Below are 19,790 nucleotides of genomic sequence, written 5' to 3'. Positions count from 1 at the left end.
AGAAATATAGAATTTGCATGATATTTTAAGGATTCGCTAGAAAATGAGGTGTATAAGCGCTTACAAGTCTAACTAATCTTTTTGTGAAGGTGAAGGTGGGTCGAGTACAATAAGCAACATTAGCGTTGCACCGGCCCCGGGTCTTTTCTGACAAAAGATCCACACATTTTAATAGTCACAGGAGGAAAATAGATTTTGAAGCAGCTTACCTTAAATAATGGGTGGTTTTCTAACACTCGAACCGATATTTTATCGGGGATGACCGTAGCCGTTGCGCTGATTCCTGAAGCGATCGCTTTTTCGATCCTGGCGGGAGTAAGTCCGATGGTTGGTTTATATGCCTCTTTTTGCATTGCGATTGTAACGGCACTTGCCGGAGGCAGACCCGGAATGATCTCGGCGGCTACGGGAGCTATGGCTCTGTTAGTCGGAAGTCTCGTACTAGAACACGGAATAGAGTATCTGTTCGCGGCAACTGTACTGGCTGGCGTGTTTCAGATATTGATGGGGATGCTAAAGCTGGGGCGGTTTATCACGTTTTTGCCACAGCCGGTCATGACGGGTTTTGTCAACGCGCTGGCGATACTGATTTTTATGGCACAGCTTACCCATTTTAAAGGACAAGGCTGGGTGATGTACGGACTGGTAGCTCTGACCTTGCTTATTATCTACACGGTTCCTCGGTTTACCAAAGCCGTACCTTCGGCACTTGTAGCGATTGTTATTGTTTCTGTTCTTAGTATCGCTCTTCATCTGGACGTAAGAACCGTAGGCGATATGGGGAATATTACAGCAACTTTGCCACTATTCCATCTCCCGCAAATCCCGTTCACGCTGGATACGCTGCTTATTATTTTGCCATATTCACTTTCGCTGGCCGTAGTTGGGCTATTGGAATCCCTGATGACTGCCACCTTAATAGATGATATTACGGGCACAGGTAGTGATAAGAACAGAGAGGCGAAGGGACAGGGGCTTGCGAATGTAGTCACTGGTTTTTTCGGAGGGATGGCAGGCTGTGCGATGATTGGCCAATCGATGGTTAACATGAAGTCAGGAGGACGCACGCGTCTGTCCACGTTTGTATCAGGGATCTTTTTATTATTCTTAATTATCGTACTTGGCGATGTGGTGAAGCAGATCCCGATGGGCGCGCTCGTCGGCGTAATGATAATGGTCTGTATCAGCACCTTTGAATGGGGCTCACTCAAAACTTTAACCCGTGTTCCGCTAAGCGATGCGCTGGTTATGATTGTGACGGTGGTCACTGTGGTGGTTACGGACAACCTTTCTATTGGGGTTTTGTTTGGAGTTCTGCTAAGTGCTTTAACGTTTGCTTGGAAAATAGCTTCGATCCGCCTAACTGTTCAGGAAGCAACCTCTTCCAAAACATATGCGGTATCCGGCCAGTTGTTCTTCGGCACGACAAGCCACTTCATTCATGAATTCGCCTACGATAGCGATCCGGATCATATTATTATCGATTTTTCACACTCCCATGTGTGGGACCAATCCGCTGTCCATGCCATAGCGAAGACGATGAGCAAATACGCCGAGCATGGTAAAAAAGTCACCATTACCGGACTTAATGACCAGAGCTCACAGCTGGTTCAGCGGGTGGGATTATCCATATGAAAAAAGATTGCGCTATATGCGCGATCTTTTTTTTATAGCAGATATTAACTGAAAGAAAGGCCAGCAAGGTTTTACTTTTGGTGCAAACTGATATAAAGTATAAAGTGGATAATGTTTATCCGCTTTATACGCGGATGGTATTATCTACAGTTTGAATCAAGCTATTTACGTAAATCGAGGTGCTGTACATGCATATGAAAACAGGGGTAGAACAGTCGGTATATGCACTGGTTCTACTCAACATGCTGCCGGATAAGGCGGTGTTGTCTGGGGAAGCGATTAGCCAGCAGCTCGGAGCATCGGCGACCTATTTTCAGAAACTGTTAAGAAAGCTGGTAACCGCAGACATCATCACGTCTGTTCCCGGCATTAAAGGCGGTTTTAAATTAAAGAAAAGCCCTGAAGATATTCGTGTATATGACGTTTACCTCGCGGTGGAAGGCCAGCAGTCGCTGTATTCATCGAATGGTATTCTGGTAGATATGTTGGATTTAGAAAAAGAAGACAGCTGCTGCCTGTTATCGAATCTGATGGAAGAAGCTGAATCCTCTTGGAAAGCCGTATTAAAGCGGGAGACTATTGCTTCGTTGTCGGAGGAAATGCGTGGTGAACGCTTTAAAGATAAGATTGCAGCCCTAGAGGAATGGGTCAGTAATAAAATGGTCATCTAACCAAAGAAGGGATGTATTCGCATGAGATTAAGCATATTGGATCAGGCACCCGTGACAAGCGGCAACACTGCGGAAGGTGCCCTGAATAAAGCAGAAGAACTCGCTATTTTAGCAGATGAGCTGGGATATAGCAGAATGTGGATGGCAGAGCACCATGGCGGAAATACATTTGCTAGCTCAGCTCCGGAAGTAACGGCTGCCCGTTTAGCCGCCAAGACCAACCGTATTCGAATCGGCACCGGCGGTGTAATGATGATGCATTATTCTCCGCTTAAGCTGGCTGAAGTATTTAAAACGTTAAGTGCTTTTTCCCCGGGGAGAATTGATTTTGGTGTGGGACGAGCTCCTGGTGGCGATACAAGCGCCATGTACGCTTTATCTGAAGGCCGTGAGTTAATGCTGCATAATATGTATGACAAGCTTGGCATTACCATGCAGCTGCTTAGTGATCAGATTCCGGAAGATGAGCTATATGCCAAAAATCTCGCTGCTCCAACGAAGGTGGCGCTCCCAGAAGTATGGTTGTTAGGCTCGAGCGGCAATAGCGCGCGAAAAGCTGCACAAATGGGAGTCGGATACTCCTTCGCACAATTTTTTAATGGTGCGATGAGTAATGAAATCTTGGACCATTACCGGAATAACTACCAGCCTTCTATCTTTATGGACAAACCAGAGATCAGTGTATCCTATATGGTGACCACAGCAGAAACGAAGGAAGAAGCTGAGTATGAAGCATTACCGCAGGATATTTTTCGGTTGATGATGAGTAAGGGCCGGATTACTCAGGTGCTGACACCAGAAGAAGCTCAGAACATTTCGCTATCGGAAATTGACCGGATGTCAATCAAGGAAGGGCGCAAGATTCATTTAGTTGGTGCGGTTAAAGACATCGCCGTACGTTTGCAAGAAGAACAAGCACAATATGGATTCCAAGAAGCAATGATATGCAGCATCCCACATTCGCAGGAGAAACGGCTAGAGGTTTACCGACTACTGGCGCGTGAACTGCTAGGCTCTTGATTCTGGATAGCTAACCTTAACCCGCATTTGATGCGGGTTTTTTGTATGCCAATTTAATTTTTTTGATCGAAGTTGGTCCTCAAAAGACAATAAATTAACCCTCCCGCCTCCTAAAAGTAACATTTGAATGCCTAACTTCATCTATGATTAGTGAAAGATTTATTTTTAAAAAGAGGTTAGGAAGTGATCAAGGATGTTTCCTTTACATAAATCCGTTACGCTGACAGCCTTGCTTCTAATGAATCTACTGGCAGGTTGCCAACATCAGGTGGACCCATCCCCCGCTCAATCGGCTAACGACTACCACACCTCAAGACCGAAGCCAACAAACACCGCTGCTAACCTCATTAAGCTGGAGTGGAACCTGGTGGATACAATGCCCATAGTCTCTCAACTAAGTGCTCCACCCACAGGCGCTACTTTGATTACAGAGAAGAAGCTGGAGGATTTTGGAGGAGTCAAAGTGAGTGTGTATACGATGGCTAGTGACGAAGACTATGTGTATGCCAGAACTTCTACTTCCAAAGGACAATACAGTCTAGGGGCGATAGGAACTTATAATTATCGTCAACCGGAGGATATCAAGGTAGAAGTAGTGCGGCTATTTAGCGAAAAGGTGTTGAAAATCACCGGGGGACTAGGAGCAAATAACTCGCTCAGTAACTATTATTTAATCGACGAGAGCGGTAACCCCTCGGGTTTGCTGCAAATTGATATCGGACATTCCAAAGAGCTGGATGTTGATCAGGATGGATCTTTTGAGGGTGTAGCCGCACATGGAAATCCGATGAGTGCCTATATTTACCGCTGGAATGTTGATCACGCTGAGATAACTTTTGTTAATGATGCTTTAAAGGCGGACTCCGTGGTGCTAACGGATGAAGGAATATATGAAGCTTCTAACATCGGGGACAAGCAGAGCAAGAAATTCCGGTTGACCGTAGAAGGACTGATCCCAGAGCGGTAACGCCATGACCACTGCTGTTGAAATATTTCCTGCGACCATTTACCCTAAACCTCCGTATAGACGGTTAAGCTTGAATGATTATCCATAATCTAGGAGGGGTATTGGATGAATATGCAAATGAATCCGAAATTGAAACAGCTGCGTCCGGGAAAAATAGTCACCGGTATTGCAGCGGTGCTTATTGTATTGTTGATCGGCGCGAACTCTTTTGTATCAGTGGAATATGGGCATGTAGGTTTATACAAAACCTTTGGTAAATTAAATGACAATACATTGTCACCCGGCATTCATTTTAAAATTCCATTTATTCAGACGGTGATTCAGGTCAATACACAGGTAACGAAGGCGGAGACCGATACTTCAGCCTCTTCAAAAGATCTTCAGCCCGTGTCCACACATGTGGCGGTGAACTATTCCGTAAATAAGGCTTCCGCCTTTAATCTGATGAACAATATCGGAGGTAATTTTGATAGTGTAATTATCAATCCGGCCATTCAAGAAATCGTTAAAGAAGTGACAGCCAAATATCCAGCAGAAGATTTGATTACGCGTCGTGATGTAGTGTCGAGTGAGATTAGTGAGCACTTAACCGCTAGGCTGGCAAAATATGACCTGATCGTCAACGATATTAACATCGTTAACTTTAAATTCTCGGAGGCATTTAACCAGTCGATTGAAGCAAAGCAGGTCGCCCAGCAGCAGGCATTGAAGGCCGAAAATGATCTCCGGCGGATTGAAATTGAAGCGAAGCAAAAAATCGCCCAGGCGCAAGCAGAGGCTGAATCTTTAAGACTTAAGAAGCAAGAGGTTACACCTGAGCTGGTGCAGCTGAAGCAAATTGAGGTTCAGGAGAAAGCGCTGGAAAAATGGAACGGCGTGCTGCCATCTGTAACAGGGGGAGCCACACCTTTTGTGGATGTTCAATCCCTGACTAAATAATTCATTATTGGGTTTCTGATTTATTTCCTCTGATGAAAGCCCTACTTCTATAGAAGTAGGGCTTTTTATGCTATTAATATTGATAAAGCATCGTAGGAATTTGCCAGCCAGCGCCAACTGACCAAAAGAAGACATAATCGCCACGTTTAATTCGTCCGTCCTCGACTCCGCGTTGAAAGGCGATAAAAGGACTGCTTGTGGCTGTGTAGCCGAACTCGTCGCCTACATAAATGAACTTTTCTGCGGTTAGCCCAAGTCCGATTTGGATGAGCTCGATATTTTTCAGTGAGAATTGTGAAAGGCAGAATGCAGAGATATCATCCGTAGTCAGACCGTTGCGTGAGAGAAGCTCCTTCATATCCGCTATAGCCGCATCCACACACACTGTACCGTCAAAAGGGGTCCACCGTATCCGAATCTGCTCTGGGGTCATACCCTCTTGATAAATATTGGACAGGCCGCAGGCCGGGAACATAATATTTTCGGAGCCTTCAGAATCGGTGTAATAAAGGGAATCTATGAAGCCTGCATGCTCACTGCTGCGCTCTAGAATCACTGCTGCTGCGGCGTCCCCAAAGTTAGGGTAAGTAATTTCATCATCTGTATTGCAGTTTACTGAGCTGTAGTCGCTTCCTACAACGAGTGCGTACCTGATGCTGGGATTGGCTTGCATATAACGACTTGTCTGCTCCACGGCGGAGACCATTCCTGCGCAGTTAGCATTGGAATCCTGCGTAATGGTCCGGTGTTTACCTTGAAGCATACGGTGTAGGAGAAGTGCATTGGTAGGATAGGTGTACTCTGGCGTCTGTGAAGCGAACATGATCATGTCCATATCCTCACCTTGCAAATTCGCTTCGCTAAGCACTTTTTGGGCAGCCTTTAATCCCATCGTCAGAGCATTTTCACCCTGTTCTTTTACGATGTATCTCCGGTCGCGACCCATGACTTCTAGGAATCGTTTGATGTCCTTGCCCATACTCTGAAAATGCTTCAGATAATATTCGTTATCTACGATATGCTCTGGGTGGTAATAAGCAGCTTGGCGAATCGCTATATGTCCCAAGTGGCGCCTCCTATGCTTCAATAATTTCGTAATTTTCTAATTTCGTTGCCCGTGCCACTCGGCTTAACTGCATTTTTAGGACAGGGCTTTTGGCAATAATAAAGGTTACTTTTTTAAATCCGGATTGTTTGTACAGTATGTAGCATTGCTCAAGCATGGGAAGTGTGTCCTTTGAGGATACATTCAATGTCTTGCAATCTAGGATGATCTCATATTGTTTCGGGTCGAATGCACTTATGATTTGGTTGTACTCATTAATGAAACGTCCTGCATCTTCTGGCGACATAGTTCCTTCCACTTGTACATTCAGTTTTTGATCGGCAGCATTTGTGGCGAAATTGAAGTTTCCCATTTTTGATTAATCTCCTCCTAAGTTTTATCTAAGAAAAATTTTGATGAATAGGATAAAAAAACCTATTTATCTAAGACTATTATCGTATTTTTAATTGGGAAAGTTTAGGGGATTAAACCTTTATTTTTTTAAAAAGATAATTTAGGGAATGATAAACTACTTAAAATCCATAAAATCTGCACAAATTAAGGTTTGAGGTAGGCATGCCCACCCTGTTTGCTTTGCAAAGCACAGTTCTATTGGTATGATTACAGAGATGAAAAAAACTACTATCCAAATCATGGAGGAATAATAAAAATGAGCGAAATTACACTATCGGGGATCATTGATCATACACTGCTTAAAGCAGATGCACGGAAAGAAGACATTATTAAATTGGCGGAGGAAGCTAAAACTTATAAGTTTGCTTCTGTTTGCGTAAACCCTGCTTGGGTAGCTACTGCCCATGAAGTGCTGAAAGATACGCCTGAGGTTAAAGTATGTACAGTAATCGGCTTTCCGCTGGGGTCATCGACAACAGAGAGCAAAGCATTCGAGACTACCGATGCTATCGCTAAAGGTGCAGGCGAGGTGGATATGGTCATCAATATCGGAGCATTAAAAGATGGCAACGATGAGCTGGTTAAACGTGATATTGCAGCTGTTGTAGATGCAGCGCGCGGCAAAGCCCTGACAAAAGTCATCATTGAGGCTTGTCTGTTAACGGAAGAAGAAAAAGTTCGTGCCTGCAAGCTATCTGTTGAGGCCGGAGCAGATTACGTAAAAACATCCACTGGATTCTCTACAGGCGGGGCAACGAAAGAAGATATCGCGCTTATGCGTGCTACAGTTGGACCTAATATCGGTGTAAAAGCTTCCGGTGGTGTACGTAGTGCAGAAGATGCACATGTAATGGTACAAGCAGGTGCAAGCCGTATTGGAACTAGTGGTGGTGTAGCGATTGCTAAAGGCGAAACAAGCCAAAGCAATTACTAAGCCGAAGGGCTGAATCGGAAGCGGCGAGTGAGGAGGACAAGCTCATTCGCCGCTGTCCTGATTCAAACTATTAACCGATCAGCTTGATTAGCGATTGTGTTTTATACATAAGGTTGAGGTTTTTATTAATTTATATTGAAAGCGTTATCCAGTAGGTAGAGGACACTAGCAGAAGCATTTGACCAAAGTACAATAATTCACACCGGAATAATGAGATTTTTTTCTTTTCAAATGACGTGGTTTGTGAGAGAATGGGTACAATTCAAAATTGTTAATCATTTCTATACTTAATTATAGGGGAGGAAATACCTATGTCAGAAGATCGCAAGCTGTCGTTTGAAACTTTGGCTGTCCATGCAGGCCAGGAAATTGATCCAACTACTTTCTCACGTGCTGTACCGCTTTATCAGACCACTTCTTACGGGTTCCGTGATGCTGATCATGCAGCGGATCTGTTCGCGCTTAAAGAATTCGGTAATATTTATACTCGGCTGATGAACCCAACTACGGATGTATTTGAACAGCGTGTGGCAGCACTTGAGGGCGGGGCAGGTGCGCTTGCTACAGCTTCCGGGGCAGCGGCTATTTCCTTTTCCATTCTAAATATTGCGGGCGCTGGGGATGAAATTGTATCTGCAGCAAGCCTATATGGCGGGACTTATAATCTATTTTCGACAACACTGCCTAAGCTTGGTATTAAGGTACATTTCGTAGATTCGGATAATCCTGAGAACTTCCGTGCTGCGATTACAGATAAGACCAAAGCCTTGTATGCAGAAACAATCGGCAACCCACAGGGGAATGTTCTGGATATTGCGGCAGTTGCAGCGATCGCCCATGAACATGGGATTCCTCTCATCGTAGACAATACGTTCCCAAGTCCATATTTATTGCGTCCGATTGAGCATGGCGCGGACATTGTTGTCCATTCGGCAACCAAATTCATCGGTGGACATGGTACATCCATTGGCGGGATTATTGTTGACGGCGGTAAATTTGATTGGAAGGCAAGCGGTAAATTCCCAGGTCTTACGGAGCCAGATCCAAGCTATCATGGAGTGGTTTATACGGAAGCGGTGGGCCCGATTGCTTATATTATTAAAGCCCGCGTTCAATTGCTTCGCGATTTAGGGGCGGCGATTTCACCGTTCAACTCTTGGATGCTGCTGCAAGGTCTGGAGACTCTTCATTTGCGGATGGAACGTCATAGCCAGAATGCGCTGAAGGTAGCGCAATATTTGGAGGCACATTCAGATGTGGAATGGGTAAGTTATTCGGGACTTCCTACGCATCCATCTCATGAATTAGCGCAAAAGTATTTGCCTAAAGGCCAAGGTGCGATCCTTACTTTTGGTATTAAAGGTGGAAGTGCTGCGGGACGTAAGCTGATTGAGAATGTGAAGCTGTTCTCTCATTTAGCGAATGTTGGGGATTCCAAGTCATTGATCATCCACCCAGCGAGCACAACTCATGCACAGCTGTCGGATGAGGAGCAAATCACAGCCGGAGTAACGCCGGAATTGCTGCGTTTGTCGATCGGGACGGAGTCCATTGATGATATTATCTATGATCTGGAGCAAGCTATTGCTGCCAGTCAACAATAGAAGTTTATATTTCGAAAAGCATTACTGCTCTGCGGTAATGCTTTTTTTGTTGCCTAAAAAAGTTGGAATATTCATCGGATTTGGCAACGCTTGCATATTTCAGGTGTGGCTCCCGTATTTATAAGTGAGGTAGGTAAATGAAATGTCGGTCGCTTATGTTATATAGCTTGGCATACCGGCAGCAATCCAAAGATAAAGGGTGGGTGCGAGGATGAAGGGTGAACGTCAGCAGGATGGTTTGCGGAGTAGTGAAGAGCGCCCGTTCAAGTTCATGTATAAGGCTGGTGATCGGACTGTGGGAATGGAAATGAGCCAAGCTGGATCCGTAGCCTCCGCTGCCGCAGAATTTATCGCTGGAGTAGAGCAGAGGGATGTCATTGAGCCTTTGAAGCGGTCTTATTTTAAGCGGCCGGGGGAACCATCGACATTCCTAGTGCTGCGTGAAGGAAGAGAAGAACGTCTTGCTGGACGGGAAGGAACAAGGACTGTTCAAGCGGGCCCGTGTTTGATACGGAGTGAGGAATGGCTGCTGGAACCAGAGCTGTTCTGTCTTTATGAGAACTGGTTATCTAGCGAAGATGAACTCCAAACAGCGCGTATTCTGCAGCGAATCTCTTATCGTCTGCGTGCAGCTGTTGCCGAGCTGCTCGAATCGCCGGATGGCGAATGGGCAGCGGTCACCCTGCTGCATCCAGAGTCGCTTGCGGTGGCGCAGCCCGCCAAGCTTGCCGCGCTTCAGGACGCGCAGCTCGAAGCGCTGTTCGCTGCGGTGGCGGAGAGCCAGCGGCAAGGCGGCGATTGCCGCCTTGACCTGCTGGTCGCCTACACCGCAAGCGCAGCCGAATTCGCTGCAAAGCGCGAATTCATCGAAGACGTGGCCGATCAGACACTCGGCCACGCTTATGCGGCGGCATGCCGCATCGGGGCGCTGATCGCGCCCGATGTGGAGCCTGCCGCCGCTGCGGAAATCGCGCGTATCGCCGATTTCCTAGTGCTGGACGGCGCGGCGGGCGAACACGCGCCGGAAGAGACCGCCGCGGAGGAATTCGCCCTGGCGGCGGGGAAGATCTTTGCCGCCGTGACGAGCGTGAAGCCGGCGGCGGTGGTGCTCGCCGCGGGGACACCGGCGGCGTCGGCTTTGGCCGATCTGTATCAGATCGGGCTCAGCGGGATCTTTTGCAGCGCCGGTCAGCGGACCGAAGCGCTGCTGAGAGCGGCCTGCCTGATCTGGATCGCCAGGCAGCGAGAAACGCTGGATACTGCCGCCGGGGGAAGGCAGTAAGCTTTTTCTGCTGAACGATACGGTGCAGTTCATATAAGAATCGAAAAAAGACCTCAGAGCAGCGATTATCCGGTTATCGGAGAATCGTTGCTTTGTTTTTTTGGTCGTTAGCTGCCTGCTTCAACAGTGTACATATATCCCTTTACTCAATCACTATACTCAACCTCCGTGCTCAATACTGTACTCAACCTCCGCCCCCTGATGCTTAAGGACCCAGATGACGCTATTTGCCTGATTTTAGCTTTTTAAGCATGGTTTCGGACACCAGAGACACTATTCGTTAGGAAGAGGTACATATTTGGTGCTTTTCAGGTCAATAGCTGCAATGGAGTCCGTTAGAATACCAAATGTGTTTAAAATCAGCGATTAGGGTCAGCTGAGTCCGATAATAGCAACATACGCGAGCAACTTGCATCATACGCTCATCAATCGTGTCGTACTCATACTTTGAACTCAACCTCCGTACTCAACCTCTGCACTCAACCTCCGTACTCCCACCCTGTGCCCAACCTCCGTTCTTAAACTAATCTGGCACTCATGCTTTTGGATGCAACCTCCGCACTCCCACCCTGTGCCCAACCACCGCACTTAAACTAATTTGCACTCATGCTTTGCATTCAAACTCTGAACTCAACCTCTGCACTCCTCCGCCCCCCGATGCTTAAGGACCCAGATGACGCTATTTGCCTGATTTTAGCTTTTTAAGCATGGTTTCGGACACGAGAGACACTATTCGTTAGGAAGAGGTACATATTTGGTGCTTTTCAGGTCAATAGCTGCAATGGAGTCCGTTAGAATACCAAATGTGTTTAAAATCAGCGATTAGGGTCAGCTGAGTCCGATAGTAGCAACATACGCGAGCAACTTGCATCATACGTTCATCACTCGTGTCGTATTCATACTTTGCGCTCAATCTCCGTACTCAACCCCCGCACTCAACCCCCGCACTCAAACTAATCTGCACCGATCCTTTCTACTATCACCAGTAGCTACAGACAACATTAGTTTTAGGACATCCACATACGTTTCCAGCTTCTCCTTACATTTTACATAAACAGGATAATGGCCGCAGCCGCTCGAATTTAATTAGCATCTTGCTGAATAGGGGTGCTGTAGATGTCTACAAATTTTAGAGTTGGCCTGCAAAAGGTCGTAGATCATTCTTACGATATTGAGATTGGGGAAGGTCTTTTTGGTGCTCTGATCGAGGATTTGAAACATGGAATTGTCGAAAATGTAAGCAAATTCGCGATTGTTACAGATTCAAAAGTTGAAGCCCTGTATGGACAAGCCTTGTTAGAACAACTGCATCAGAATGATTTTCAAGCGGAGTTATTTTCTTTCCCTGCTGGAGAGAAGTCTAAAACCCGAGAAACGAAGGCACAGCTGGAGGACCGGCTATTAAGCCGGTCTTATGGACGGGATTGCTGTATCCTTGCCATCGGAGGTGGAGCGGTAACGGATTTGGCAGGTTTTTTGGCTGGAACATTTGGTCGGGGAGTGCCAAGTTTGAACTATGCAACTACCCTTTTAGCAGCAGCGGATGCTTCTATTGGTGGTAAAACGGGCGTGAATACACCGGTTGCAACCAATCTAATTGGTGTTTTTCATCAGCCTAAAAAGGTCTACATTGACCTAGCCACTTGGAGAACGCTTCCGGTACGTGAGCTTCGTAGTGGGTTGGCTGAAACAATCAAACATGCCTGCATCGCGGATGCTGATTTTTTTGAGTTTCTTGAACAGAATATGGAGCGAGTGGTTTCCTCAGAAGGCGATCTTGTATTAGATCGAGAGGTTTGCGAACGGATTGCTTTTCATAATTGTGAGATCAAGTATAGCGTGGTGGAAAAGGATGAACTGGAGAGCAACCTGCGCCAAATTCTAAATCTGGGGCATACTGCTGGCCGGGCGTTAGAGGCATTAAGTGGTTATGAATTATTACATGGTGAGGCTATTGCGATTGGACTCGTGGTTCAGGTGCAGCTGGCAGAGCAGTTGGGGTATGTAACGGCTGACCAAACTCAGCGTGTGATTGCTTTGTTGAAGAAGGCGGGACTTCCGACTGAAATACAAGCAACCATTACAAATAGAATGCTGATTGATAAGATGTATACGGATAAAAAGGTTCGCAAAGGGCGTATACGGTTTGTGTTCCAAGCTGGAATTGGAGCGATGAAGTCTTTTGAAGGTGGAGCTTATTCGACGCCAGTCGAAGAGCAAGTCCTATCCGAGCTTTTAAATAAAATACGCAGCTAAGATAGGAAAAAGTTATTCTAAATTTATGACGAATAGCCCAGAAGGTAGGGTTTACTTTTTCATTCAAGGTGGTATTATTAAAATATAAGTTGCACTAAGGAAATATAGTTGTACTGTTGCAACAATGATTATCATTCTCACTACTCATAGTTATCATTCATGCTGTCCCGGCTAAGCCGGGGCAGCATGTGTCATTTTAGGGGTCTTAAGAATGGCTCTCATTATCATTTAGACAAAACAAAACGTATGCTCCCGAAGCAAGTTTTGTTGCGAAGAGAAGTCAATGAAGTAATCCTACACAAAACTTTCAGGATGGTGATTATTATGCAAGCAACATCAAAACATTTACCCCAGCAAACCTCAATCTCCGGCAGCATGAAGAAACCAGGCGCTCCAAAACGCCGGTTCGATCTGAGAGCCATGCTCAGCAACTCCGAGATGCAGGCTGCGCTTGGCAGCGGAGTGCTTATGCTTTTTGCTTGGGTTATGGGCAGCTGGTCAGAAGTTTTCTCTATAGTACTTTATGTTATTTCGTATACCATTGGTGGCTGGAACAAAGCCAAAGAAGGCGTTGAGACGCTCGTCAAAGAACGTGATCTCGATGTGAACCTGCTGATGATTGCGGCCGCACTAGGCGCAGCTACCATTGGGTACTGGAATGAAGGTGCTATGCTCATCTTTATTTTTGCGCTTAGTGGAGCTTTAGAGAGCTATACGATGGAACGGAGTAAGAAGGATATTTCCTCACTTATGGCCTTGAAACCTGCCACAGCCATGCGGATTGAGAAAGGAAGCATGAACGAGGTAGCTATCGATCAGTTAGTAATTGGAGATCTGTTGCTTGTACGTCCAGGGGATCTTATTCCTGCAGATGGTAAGGTGTACAGAGGAGAATCGGCAGTAGATCAGGCTTCCATTACAGGAGAGTCAGTGCCTGTTGAAAAATGTGCCGGCAGCGAAGTATTCGCAGGTACGGTCAATGGAGAAGGTCCACTTTATATTGAAGTAACGAAATCAGCAGAGAACACACTTTTTTCCAAGATCATTAAGATGGTAGAAGAAGCAGAGTCGGATGTTCCAAACTCACAGCGATTCATTAAAAGACTGGAAGCCATCTATGCACGGGTAGTCGTTGCCTCGACTGTGGCTCTTATTTTCCTTCCACCCTTTTTGCTGGACTGGAGCTGGAGCGCAACCTTTTATAAAGCGATGGTTTTTCTTGTAGTAGCCTCGCCTTGTGCGTTGGTCTCATCGATTATGCCTGCGATGCTGTCGGCCATTTCCAAAAGTGCGCGAAAAGGGATTTTATTTAAAGGCGGGGTCCACCTCGAAAATATGGCTCGGACCTCTGTTGTAGCTTTTGATAAGACAGGGACCCTTACAGAGGGAACTCCGCAGGTGACAGACTTTATTGCAGCTGAAGGCTACAACCGGGAAGAATTACTGGCGATTAGCGCATCCATTGAGCATATGTCACGCCATCCATTGGCGGAAGCCATTGTGCGTAAAGCTGAGGAAGAATATCTGGAGCTGCGGGGAGTGCAGGAAAGTAAAACCATCACTGGCTGGGGAATTGAAGGTCAAGTTGACGGGCATCTCTGGAAAATTGGAAAGTCCAATTTACTGGATGAGCTGATTTCATCTGCGATGAACTCTGAGCTTGCATTCTGGAGAACTAAACGGCAGCAGTTGGCGGAAGAGGGGAAGACTGTCTCCATTATTTTGGACGGTGAGCATATTGCAGGTATGATTGCATTGCAGGATACAGTTCGCCCACAAGCAGAAGCCGCAGTGCGGAAGCTGCAGGAGCTGGGGATTAAAGTGGCTATGCTTACGGGTGACCGGGAAGCTACAGCAAAGGTTATTGCGGCTTCAACCGGAGTAGATTTAGTATTTGCCGACCTTTTACCAGAGGATAAAGTAAAGCATATTAAGGCGCTTCGTGAAGAGCACGGTAATGTTGTGATGGTGGGTGACGGTGTGAATGATGCGCCTGCTCTGGCTACAGCGACTGTTGGTATGGGAATGGGCATGAAAGGCAGTGGTGCAGCGCTTGAGATCGCCGATGTAGTGCTTATGAATGATAATATTGAAGAGATCGCCTCGACCATTTCATTGGCACGGCGCTCACAGCGTATTGTGAAGCAAAATATGATTTTTGCTGTAACAGTAATCGCGGTTCTGATGATCAGTAACTTTGTGCAGGGCATCGCCCTTCCTTTTGGCGTGATCGGTCATGAAGGCAGTACGATATTGGTTATTCTTAATGGGCTGCGATTGTTGCGGTAAGAGGTCAGTGATGTTACTGTGTATTATTTATTGCCAAAAATTAAATTGTTCACAAATGATTTTTCCCTGAGGGAGTCTGGCTTATTGACATTTTTGCTTTCAGTTAGCATAATTAAGACTACATTATAATTATTTTAAATAAGAAGCGACGTCACTGCCGTCTAACTCAAGGAGGATATAGATATGTATAAATCAATAATTGTTGGAACCGGACCGGCGGGGTTGACTGCTGCTATCTACTTGGCTCGTGCCAATTTGAACCCACTAGTAATCGAAGGACCTCAACCTGGCGGACAATTGACCACCACTACAGAAGTGGAGAATTTCCCGGGATTTCCTGATGGAATTATGGGTCCAGACTTAATGGATAATATGCGTAAACAAGCTGAACGTTTTGGTGCGGAATTCCGTACGGGTTGGGTGAACAGTGTAGAACTTGGAGAGCGTCCTTTTAAGCTTAATGTTGAAGGATTGGGTGTTCTTACGACGGATACCCTGATCATTTCGACTGGCGCTACGGCAAAATACCTCGGTATCCCAGGCGAGCAGGATAATGTGGGACGCGGTGTGAGCACCTGTGCTACCTGTGATGGATTCTTCTTCCGTAATAAAGAGATCGTGGTTGTTGGCGGTGGAGATTCTGCGCTTGAGGAAGCGGGTTTCTTGACTCGTTTTGCCTCCAAAGTAACGCTGGTACACCGTCGTGAAGAGCTACGTGCTTCCAAGATCATGCAGGATCGCGTTCGCGATAATGTTAAAGTAGCTTGGAGCCTGAATCGTACTCCTCTGGAAGTAACTTCTGGAGACAAAGGCGTGAGTGGACTAAAAGTGCTGAACAATGAGACCGGACAAGAAGAAATCATTGAAGCAAGCGGAGTGTTTGTGGCGATTGGCCACCATCCTAACACTGCATTTTTGGGTGGACAAATCACAACTAATACTGAAGGTTATATCATGACTAACCCAGGTACTTCTGAAACTAATATCCCAGGCGTATTCGCTTGTGGTGATGTGCAGGATACCCGTTATAGACAAGCAATTACAGCAGCAGGCAGTGGATGTATGGCAGCTATGGATGCTGAGAAATACATTGAAAGTCTGGAACATAGCGCGGTTATTCTGTAACATAACTGTAATCTTCCATAGGAGGTCTAATGATGGAAAATGTAATTGTATATACATCAACAAATTGTCCACATTGCCGTCAGGTGAAGAGCTTTTTGAGCGAAAAAGGCGTAGCCTATGAAGAGCGTAATATTGAGCAGAATGATGATTACGCGCAGCAGGTTTGGGATATGGGAATGAGAGCTGTTCCTGTAACTGTAATTGGTGAGCACAAAATCGTGGGGATGAATAAAACTCAGTTCGACAAAGCATTGGCGACTGTTTAATTAAATATATTTCTGTGAGGAAATTGCAAAAGGTCGCTTCCATTTTGGAGGTGATCTTTTTGTGGTCTAAGTATACAAAAATAGCCTGACGCTAATATGCGCAGGCTATTTTTTATGATGTAAATCGCAAAGTTCAATTTAAGCTTGAGTGAAAGAGGTAATGATCTGAAATAGGACGTATACAGCAACACCGCTGCCGATCAGAATGAACCCTGATTTCTTTTTGGCTTGAAAAAAACGGAGCACACCGAGACTGATCAAAGGGGCAATAATGAGCAGAAAAAGCAACACAGTGATGAACATCTGTGCCGAGATATCAGACGTATCAACATAGGTCATGGACTCGCTCTCCATTTCAAAAAAGGGGTTGTAGTGATAAATGTCACACTAACTTATCCTTTATTATATAGGATTTAAGTTGCTTTTACTGCACTTTTGATCCACCTAAATGCGGCAATTTTACGTCAATTCTATCCGCTCTTGAATTTCACCCGTGAAACTGTCCCGCAAAACGTTGTCCATTAGACTACCTTAAACGGTCACCCGAATATCGCCTAGAAAATGCATAACTGCAGAGAACCCCGCGCCTATCATCGTGCCTCGGCTGCCCAGCTTGGAGAAGGTAATCTCGAGCTGCTGCTTATGATAAGGAAGTGTACGCTCGGCTACAACCCGGCGAAGGGGCTCCCCTAACCAGGCTTCTGCTTCGGATAAGGCTCCACCGATGACAATCAGCTCTGGATTAAAGCTATTGATTAGATTCGTTACTCCGATGCCGAGATATTCACCCATAGATGAGAAGTGGCGCAAGGCGTCTTCTTGTCCAGCGGCTGCATAACGGACCAGTTCTTGTGTAGTATGAGCAGGGAGGGAGAACTCGGAATGGTCATAGGTTTTCTCCGAGGCATATAGCTCCCAACAGCCACGACTCCCACAACTGCACGGCTTGCCTTGTGCTTCAATCGTCATATGTCCGGTCTCGCCGGCATATCCTCTTGCACCTTTGTACAGCTCTCCGCCAATAATAATACCGGATCCGATCCCTGAACCCGCACTGATGTAGAGCAGATGTCTAACGTCTTTTGCCGCCCCAAAGTTCAGTTCACCTTGTGCACCTGCGTTAGCTTCGTTATCAATAGTGACTGGAACCGCGAATTCCGCCTCCAAAATACCCCGCAGGTCGACCATTTCCCAGCCAAGGTTGGGAGCAAAAAGAACAACCCCGTTCTCATCCACCATCCCGGGGACACCTACTCCGATGCCGACGATACCGTATGGGGATTCAGGTGCTTTATCAATCAAGTCTGAGATTATTTTTTTCATCCGTTCCAGTACATAAGGCAGCGCATGATTATCCAGAGAGAAATCGCTTTCGAAAAGAATGCCACCACTTAAATCACATAAGACGGCTGTCAACTGCTTCACTCGCAGCTCTATGCCGATTACGCTGCCAGCCATGCTGTTAAAATGCAGCATTAGCGGTTTACGACCGCCACTGGATTGACCTGGTCCAACTTCAGTCACTAATTCTTGAGCGCATAGCTCTGCCACCAGATTGGATACGGTAGCTTTATTCAGTCCGGTCATCTCTGAAACCTTGGCGCGCGAGAGCGGAGAGTTCCTTCGAATAGTATGTAGTACGATCGATTTATTGATTTTTTTGACCAGCGCCTGATCTCCGGTAACCTTCACGAATCACACATCCTTTTTAGCATAGTTCCCTTTTGTTGTATGCCACTTAGTCTAGAGTGATGTGCTGGAAATTGCAATACATCGGCAGAAAAGAGGAAATCTATGTTTGTTGGATTTTTTGAATATTAAACGGATAGGCAAGGGAGACTTAAAGAGGCGGAAATTTTATAAAAAAACTTTGTTTAACCAATATACAAAGTCAAAAAGATGTGTTAAGATGATGCTGTAAACGCTTGCTAGCGTAGCACAATATGAGGAGGATTACACAATGGCTTATTTTGAGACAGTGAACAAAATCTCTTACGAGGGAAGCCGTTCCACCAACCCTTATGCATTTAAATTCTACAATCCTAAAGAAGTCGTAGCCGGCAAAACTATGGAGGAACATCTGAAATTTGCAATGGCTTATTGGCATACATTAACTGCTGGCGGTTCTGATCCGTTTGGCGCTGAAACTGCAATTCGCAGCTGGGACAAATTGAGTGGTCTTGATAAAGCTAAAGCTCGCGCTGAAGCAGCATTCGAATTTATGGACAAGATGGATCTGCCTTACTTCTGCTTCCATGATGTAGATATCGCACCAGAAGGCGCATCTTTGCGTGAGTTCTACAGCAACATCGACACTATTGTTGATATCCTTGAACAAGGCATGAAGACTTCCGGCAAGAAATTGCTGTGGAATACAGCTAATATGTTCACTAACCCGCGTTATATGCACGGTGCAGGTTCTACACCTAACGCTGATGTTTTCGCACATGCAGCAGCACAAGTGAAGAAAGGTCTGGAAGTTGGTAAACGTCTGGGCGCAAGCAACTATGTATTCTGGGGCGGCCGTGAAGGTTACGAAGAATTGCTGAATACAGATATGGGTCTTGAACAAGATAACATTGCACGTCTGTTCAGCATGGCCGTAGATTACGCTAAGGAAATTGGCTTTGATGGTCAATTCCTGATCGAACCTAAACCAAAAGAGCCTACTAAACATCAATATGATTTCGATGCAGCAACAACAATTTCGTTCTTGCAAAAATACAACCTCGACAAGCACTTCAAGCTGAACCTTGAAGCTAACCACGCTACGCTTGCAGGTCATACTTTTGAACATGAACTTCGTGTAGCTCGTATTAATGGCATGCTTGGATCACTTGACGCTAACCAAGGGGATACACTGCTTGGTTGGGATACTGATGAATTCCCAGTAAACATCTACGATGCAACACTTACTCTTTATGAAGTATTGAAGAATGACGGTCTTGGCAAAGGCGGAATTAACTTCGACGCTAAAGTACGTCGTCCTTCCTTCGAGCCACAAGATCTGTTCTTGGCACACATCGCTGGTATGGATACTTACGCAAAAGGCTTGAAAGTTGCTGCTAAATTGATCGAAGATCGCGTATTCGAAGATTTCATTGACAAACGCTACAGCAGCTTCACAGAAGGCGTTGGTGCAGACATCGTTTCCGGTAAAGCAACATTGGCTTCTTTGGCTGAATATGCTTTGAACAATGAGAACCCACGTCCTAACCAATCCGGACGTCAAGAATACCTGAGAGCTACCCTTAACCAATACATCTTGGCTGAGTAGTCCTTATAGGGAGCTTGAAGCTTAGGCTTTGAGTCGAGTTTGAACAAATGCAACGGGGGTTGCTGA

General features: G+C 45.8%; 17 protein-coding genes. 13 read left to right on the top strand and 4 right to left on the bottom strand.

Annotated features, from left to right (window positions below):
• Positions 1-192: 192 nt before the first annotated feature.
• From MHB37_RS27895 to MHB37_RS27875, 5 genes are all read left to right on the top strand, one after another.
• A complete protein-coding gene (locus MHB37_RS27895) occupies positions 193-1,635 on the top strand; it encodes a SulP family inorganic anion transporter (RefSeq protein WP_076277140.1) in 1,443 nt (480 codons plus the stop codon).
• A 188-nt stretch (positions 1,636-1,823) separates the two neighbouring features.
• Positions 1,824-2,306 (top strand): Rrf2 family transcriptional regulator, encoded by a 483-nt coding sequence (locus MHB37_RS27890; RefSeq protein ID WP_076137019.1) that lies wholly within the window; start codon positions 1,824-1,826, stop codon positions 2,304-2,306.
• Positions 2,307-2,327: 21 nt separating this feature from the next.
• Positions 2,328-3,326, top strand: a complete 999-nt coding sequence (locus MHB37_RS27885) for an LLM class flavin-dependent oxidoreductase (protein WP_076128737.1) — start codon at positions 2,328-2,330, stop codon at positions 3,324-3,326.
• A 193-nt stretch (positions 3,327-3,519) separates the two neighbouring features.
• Positions 3,520-4,293: a hypothetical protein gene (locus MHB37_RS27880; protein ID WP_405168730.1), complete on the top strand. Its 774-nt coding sequence runs from the start codon at positions 3,520-3,522 to the stop codon at positions 4,291-4,293.
• Between the two features lie 105 nt (positions 4,294-4,398).
• Positions 4,399-5,232 carry a prohibitin family protein gene (locus MHB37_RS27875; RefSeq protein ID WP_076128733.1) on the top strand — a complete coding sequence of 278 codons (834 nt, stop codon included), beginning with the start codon at positions 4,399-4,401 and terminating at the stop codon, positions 5,230-5,232.
• Between the two features lie 73 nt (positions 5,233-5,305).
• On the opposite strand, the gene MHB37_RS27870 is transcribed toward MHB37_RS27875, so the two are convergent.
• Entirely contained in the window at positions 5,306-6,298 is a 993-nt protein-coding gene (locus MHB37_RS27870; protein ID WP_076277142.1) for a ketoacyl-ACP synthase III, read from the bottom strand.
• A gap of 10 nt (positions 6,299-6,308) precedes the next feature.
• Positions 6,309-6,650, bottom strand: coding sequence for a hypothetical protein (locus MHB37_RS27865; protein ID WP_076099934.1), 342 nt, complete (start codon positions 6,648-6,650; stop codon positions 6,309-6,311).
• 297 nt (positions 6,651-6,947) lie between these two features.
• On the opposite strand from MHB37_RS27865, the gene deoC reads away from it, so the two are divergent.
• The 7 genes from deoC (at position 6,948) to MHB37_RS27830 (ending at position 16,447) form a co-directional block, all read left to right on the top strand.
• Complete coding sequence (gene deoC / locus MHB37_RS27860) at positions 6,948-7,625, top strand: deoxyribose-phosphate aldolase (protein ID WP_036680262.1); 678 nt, start codon at positions 6,948-6,950, stop codon at positions 7,623-7,625.
• A gap of 311 nt (positions 7,626-7,936) precedes the next feature.
• Complete coding sequence (locus MHB37_RS27855) at positions 7,937-9,229, top strand: homocysteine synthase (RefSeq protein WP_036680260.1); 1,293 nt, start codon at positions 7,937-7,939, stop codon at positions 9,227-9,229.
• Positions 9,230-9,440: 211 nt separating this feature from the next.
• Positions 9,441-10,511 (top strand): hypothetical protein, encoded by a 1,071-nt coding sequence (locus MHB37_RS27850; RefSeq protein WP_076128725.1) that lies wholly within the window; start codon positions 9,441-9,443, stop codon positions 10,509-10,511.
• Between the two features lie 1,116 nt (positions 10,512-11,627).
• Positions 11,628-12,767 carry a 3-dehydroquinate synthase gene (aroB, locus tag MHB37_RS27845; RefSeq protein WP_405168729.1) on the top strand — a complete coding sequence of 380 codons (1,140 nt, stop codon included), beginning with the start codon at positions 11,628-11,630 and terminating at the stop codon, positions 12,765-12,767.
• A gap of 324 nt (positions 12,768-13,091) precedes the next feature.
• Positions 13,092-15,056, top strand: a complete 1,965-nt coding sequence (locus MHB37_RS27840; protein ID WP_405168728.1) for a heavy metal translocating P-type ATPase — start codon at positions 13,092-13,094, stop codon at positions 15,054-15,056.
• A 183-nt stretch (positions 15,057-15,239) separates the two neighbouring features.
• On the top strand, positions 15,240-16,181 hold the full coding sequence (gene trxB / locus MHB37_RS27835; protein ID WP_076128718.1) for a thioredoxin-disulfide reductase: 942 nt from the start codon (positions 15,240-15,242) through the stop codon (positions 16,179-16,181).
• Positions 16,182-16,213: 32 nt separating this feature from the next.
• Complete coding sequence (locus MHB37_RS27830; protein WP_076128716.1) at positions 16,214-16,447, top strand: glutaredoxin family protein; 234 nt, start codon at positions 16,214-16,216, stop codon at positions 16,445-16,447.
• A gap of 138 nt (positions 16,448-16,585) precedes the next feature.
• Here the strand turns inward: MHB37_RS27830 and MHB37_RS27825 are convergent, their stop codons facing one another.
• Entirely contained in the window at positions 16,586-16,786 is a 201-nt protein-coding gene (locus MHB37_RS27825; RefSeq protein ID WP_036680251.1) for a hypothetical protein, read from the bottom strand.
• Positions 16,787-16,978: 192 nt separating this feature from the next.
• On the bottom strand, positions 16,979-18,139 hold the full coding sequence (locus MHB37_RS27820; RefSeq protein WP_076185439.1) for an ROK family transcriptional regulator: 1,161 nt from the start codon (positions 18,137-18,139) through the stop codon (positions 16,979-16,981).
• A 268-nt stretch (positions 18,140-18,407) separates the two neighbouring features.
• On the opposite strand from MHB37_RS27820, the gene xylA reads away from it, so the two are divergent.
• Complete coding sequence (gene xylA, locus MHB37_RS27815) at positions 18,408-19,724, top strand: xylose isomerase (RefSeq protein WP_076128712.1); 1,317 nt, start codon at positions 18,408-18,410, stop codon at positions 19,722-19,724.
• The last annotated feature ends 66 nt before the right edge of the window (positions 19,725-19,790 follow it).

Origin of the sequence: Paenibacillus sp. FSL H3-0286, assembly GCF_045040705.1 — a bacterium.
Classification (GTDB): domain Bacteria; phylum Bacillota; class Bacilli; order Paenibacillales; family Paenibacillaceae; genus Paenibacillus_AQ; species Paenibacillus_AQ odorifer.
The sequence above is the reverse complement of the archived record's forward strand: the minus strand, read 5'-3'. Positions and strand labels throughout refer to the sequence as shown.

Coding starts and splice junctions, on each gene's coding strand:
- MHB37_RS27890 (WP_076137019.1), top strand. CDS start 1,824: ATGCATATGAAAACAGGGGTAGAACAGTCGGTATATGCACTGGTTCTA.
- MHB37_RS27885 (WP_076128737.1), top strand. CDS start 2,328: ATGAGATTAAGCATATTGGATCAGGCACCCGTGACAAGCGGCAACACT.
- MHB37_RS27880 (WP_405168730.1), top strand. CDS start 3,520: ATGTTTCCTTTACATAAATCCGTTACGCTGACAGCCTTGCTTCTAATG.
- MHB37_RS27875 (WP_076128733.1), top strand. CDS start 4,399: ATGAATATGCAAATGAATCCGAAATTGAAACAGCTGCGTCCGGGAAAA.
- MHB37_RS27865 (WP_076099934.1), bottom strand. CDS start 6,650: ATGGGAAACTTCAATTTCGCCACAAATGCTGCCGATCAAAAACTGAAT.
- deoC (WP_036680262.1), top strand. CDS start 6,948: ATGAGCGAAATTACACTATCGGGGATCATTGATCATACACTGCTTAAA.
- MHB37_RS27855 (WP_036680260.1), top strand. CDS start 7,937: ATGTCAGAAGATCGCAAGCTGTCGTTTGAAACTTTGGCTGTCCATGCA.
- MHB37_RS27850 (WP_076128725.1), top strand. CDS start 9,441: ATGAAGGGTGAACGTCAGCAGGATGGTTTGCGGAGTAGTGAAGAGCGC.
- aroB (WP_405168729.1), top strand. CDS start 11,628: ATGTCTACAAATTTTAGAGTTGGCCTGCAAAAGGTCGTAGATCATTCT.
- MHB37_RS27840 (WP_405168728.1), top strand. CDS start 13,092: ATGCAAGCAACATCAAAACATTTACCCCAGCAAACCTCAATCTCCGGC.
- trxB (WP_076128718.1), top strand. CDS start 15,240: ATGTATAAATCAATAATTGTTGGAACCGGACCGGCGGGGTTGACTGCT.
- MHB37_RS27830 (WP_076128716.1), top strand. CDS start 16,214: ATGGAAAATGTAATTGTATATACATCAACAAATTGTCCACATTGCCGT.
- MHB37_RS27825 (WP_036680251.1), bottom strand. CDS start 16,786: ATGACCTATGTTGATACGTCTGATATCTCGGCACAGATGTTCATCACT.
- xylA (WP_076128712.1), top strand. CDS start 18,408: ATGGCTTATTTTGAGACAGTGAACAAAATCTCTTACGAGGGAAGCCGT.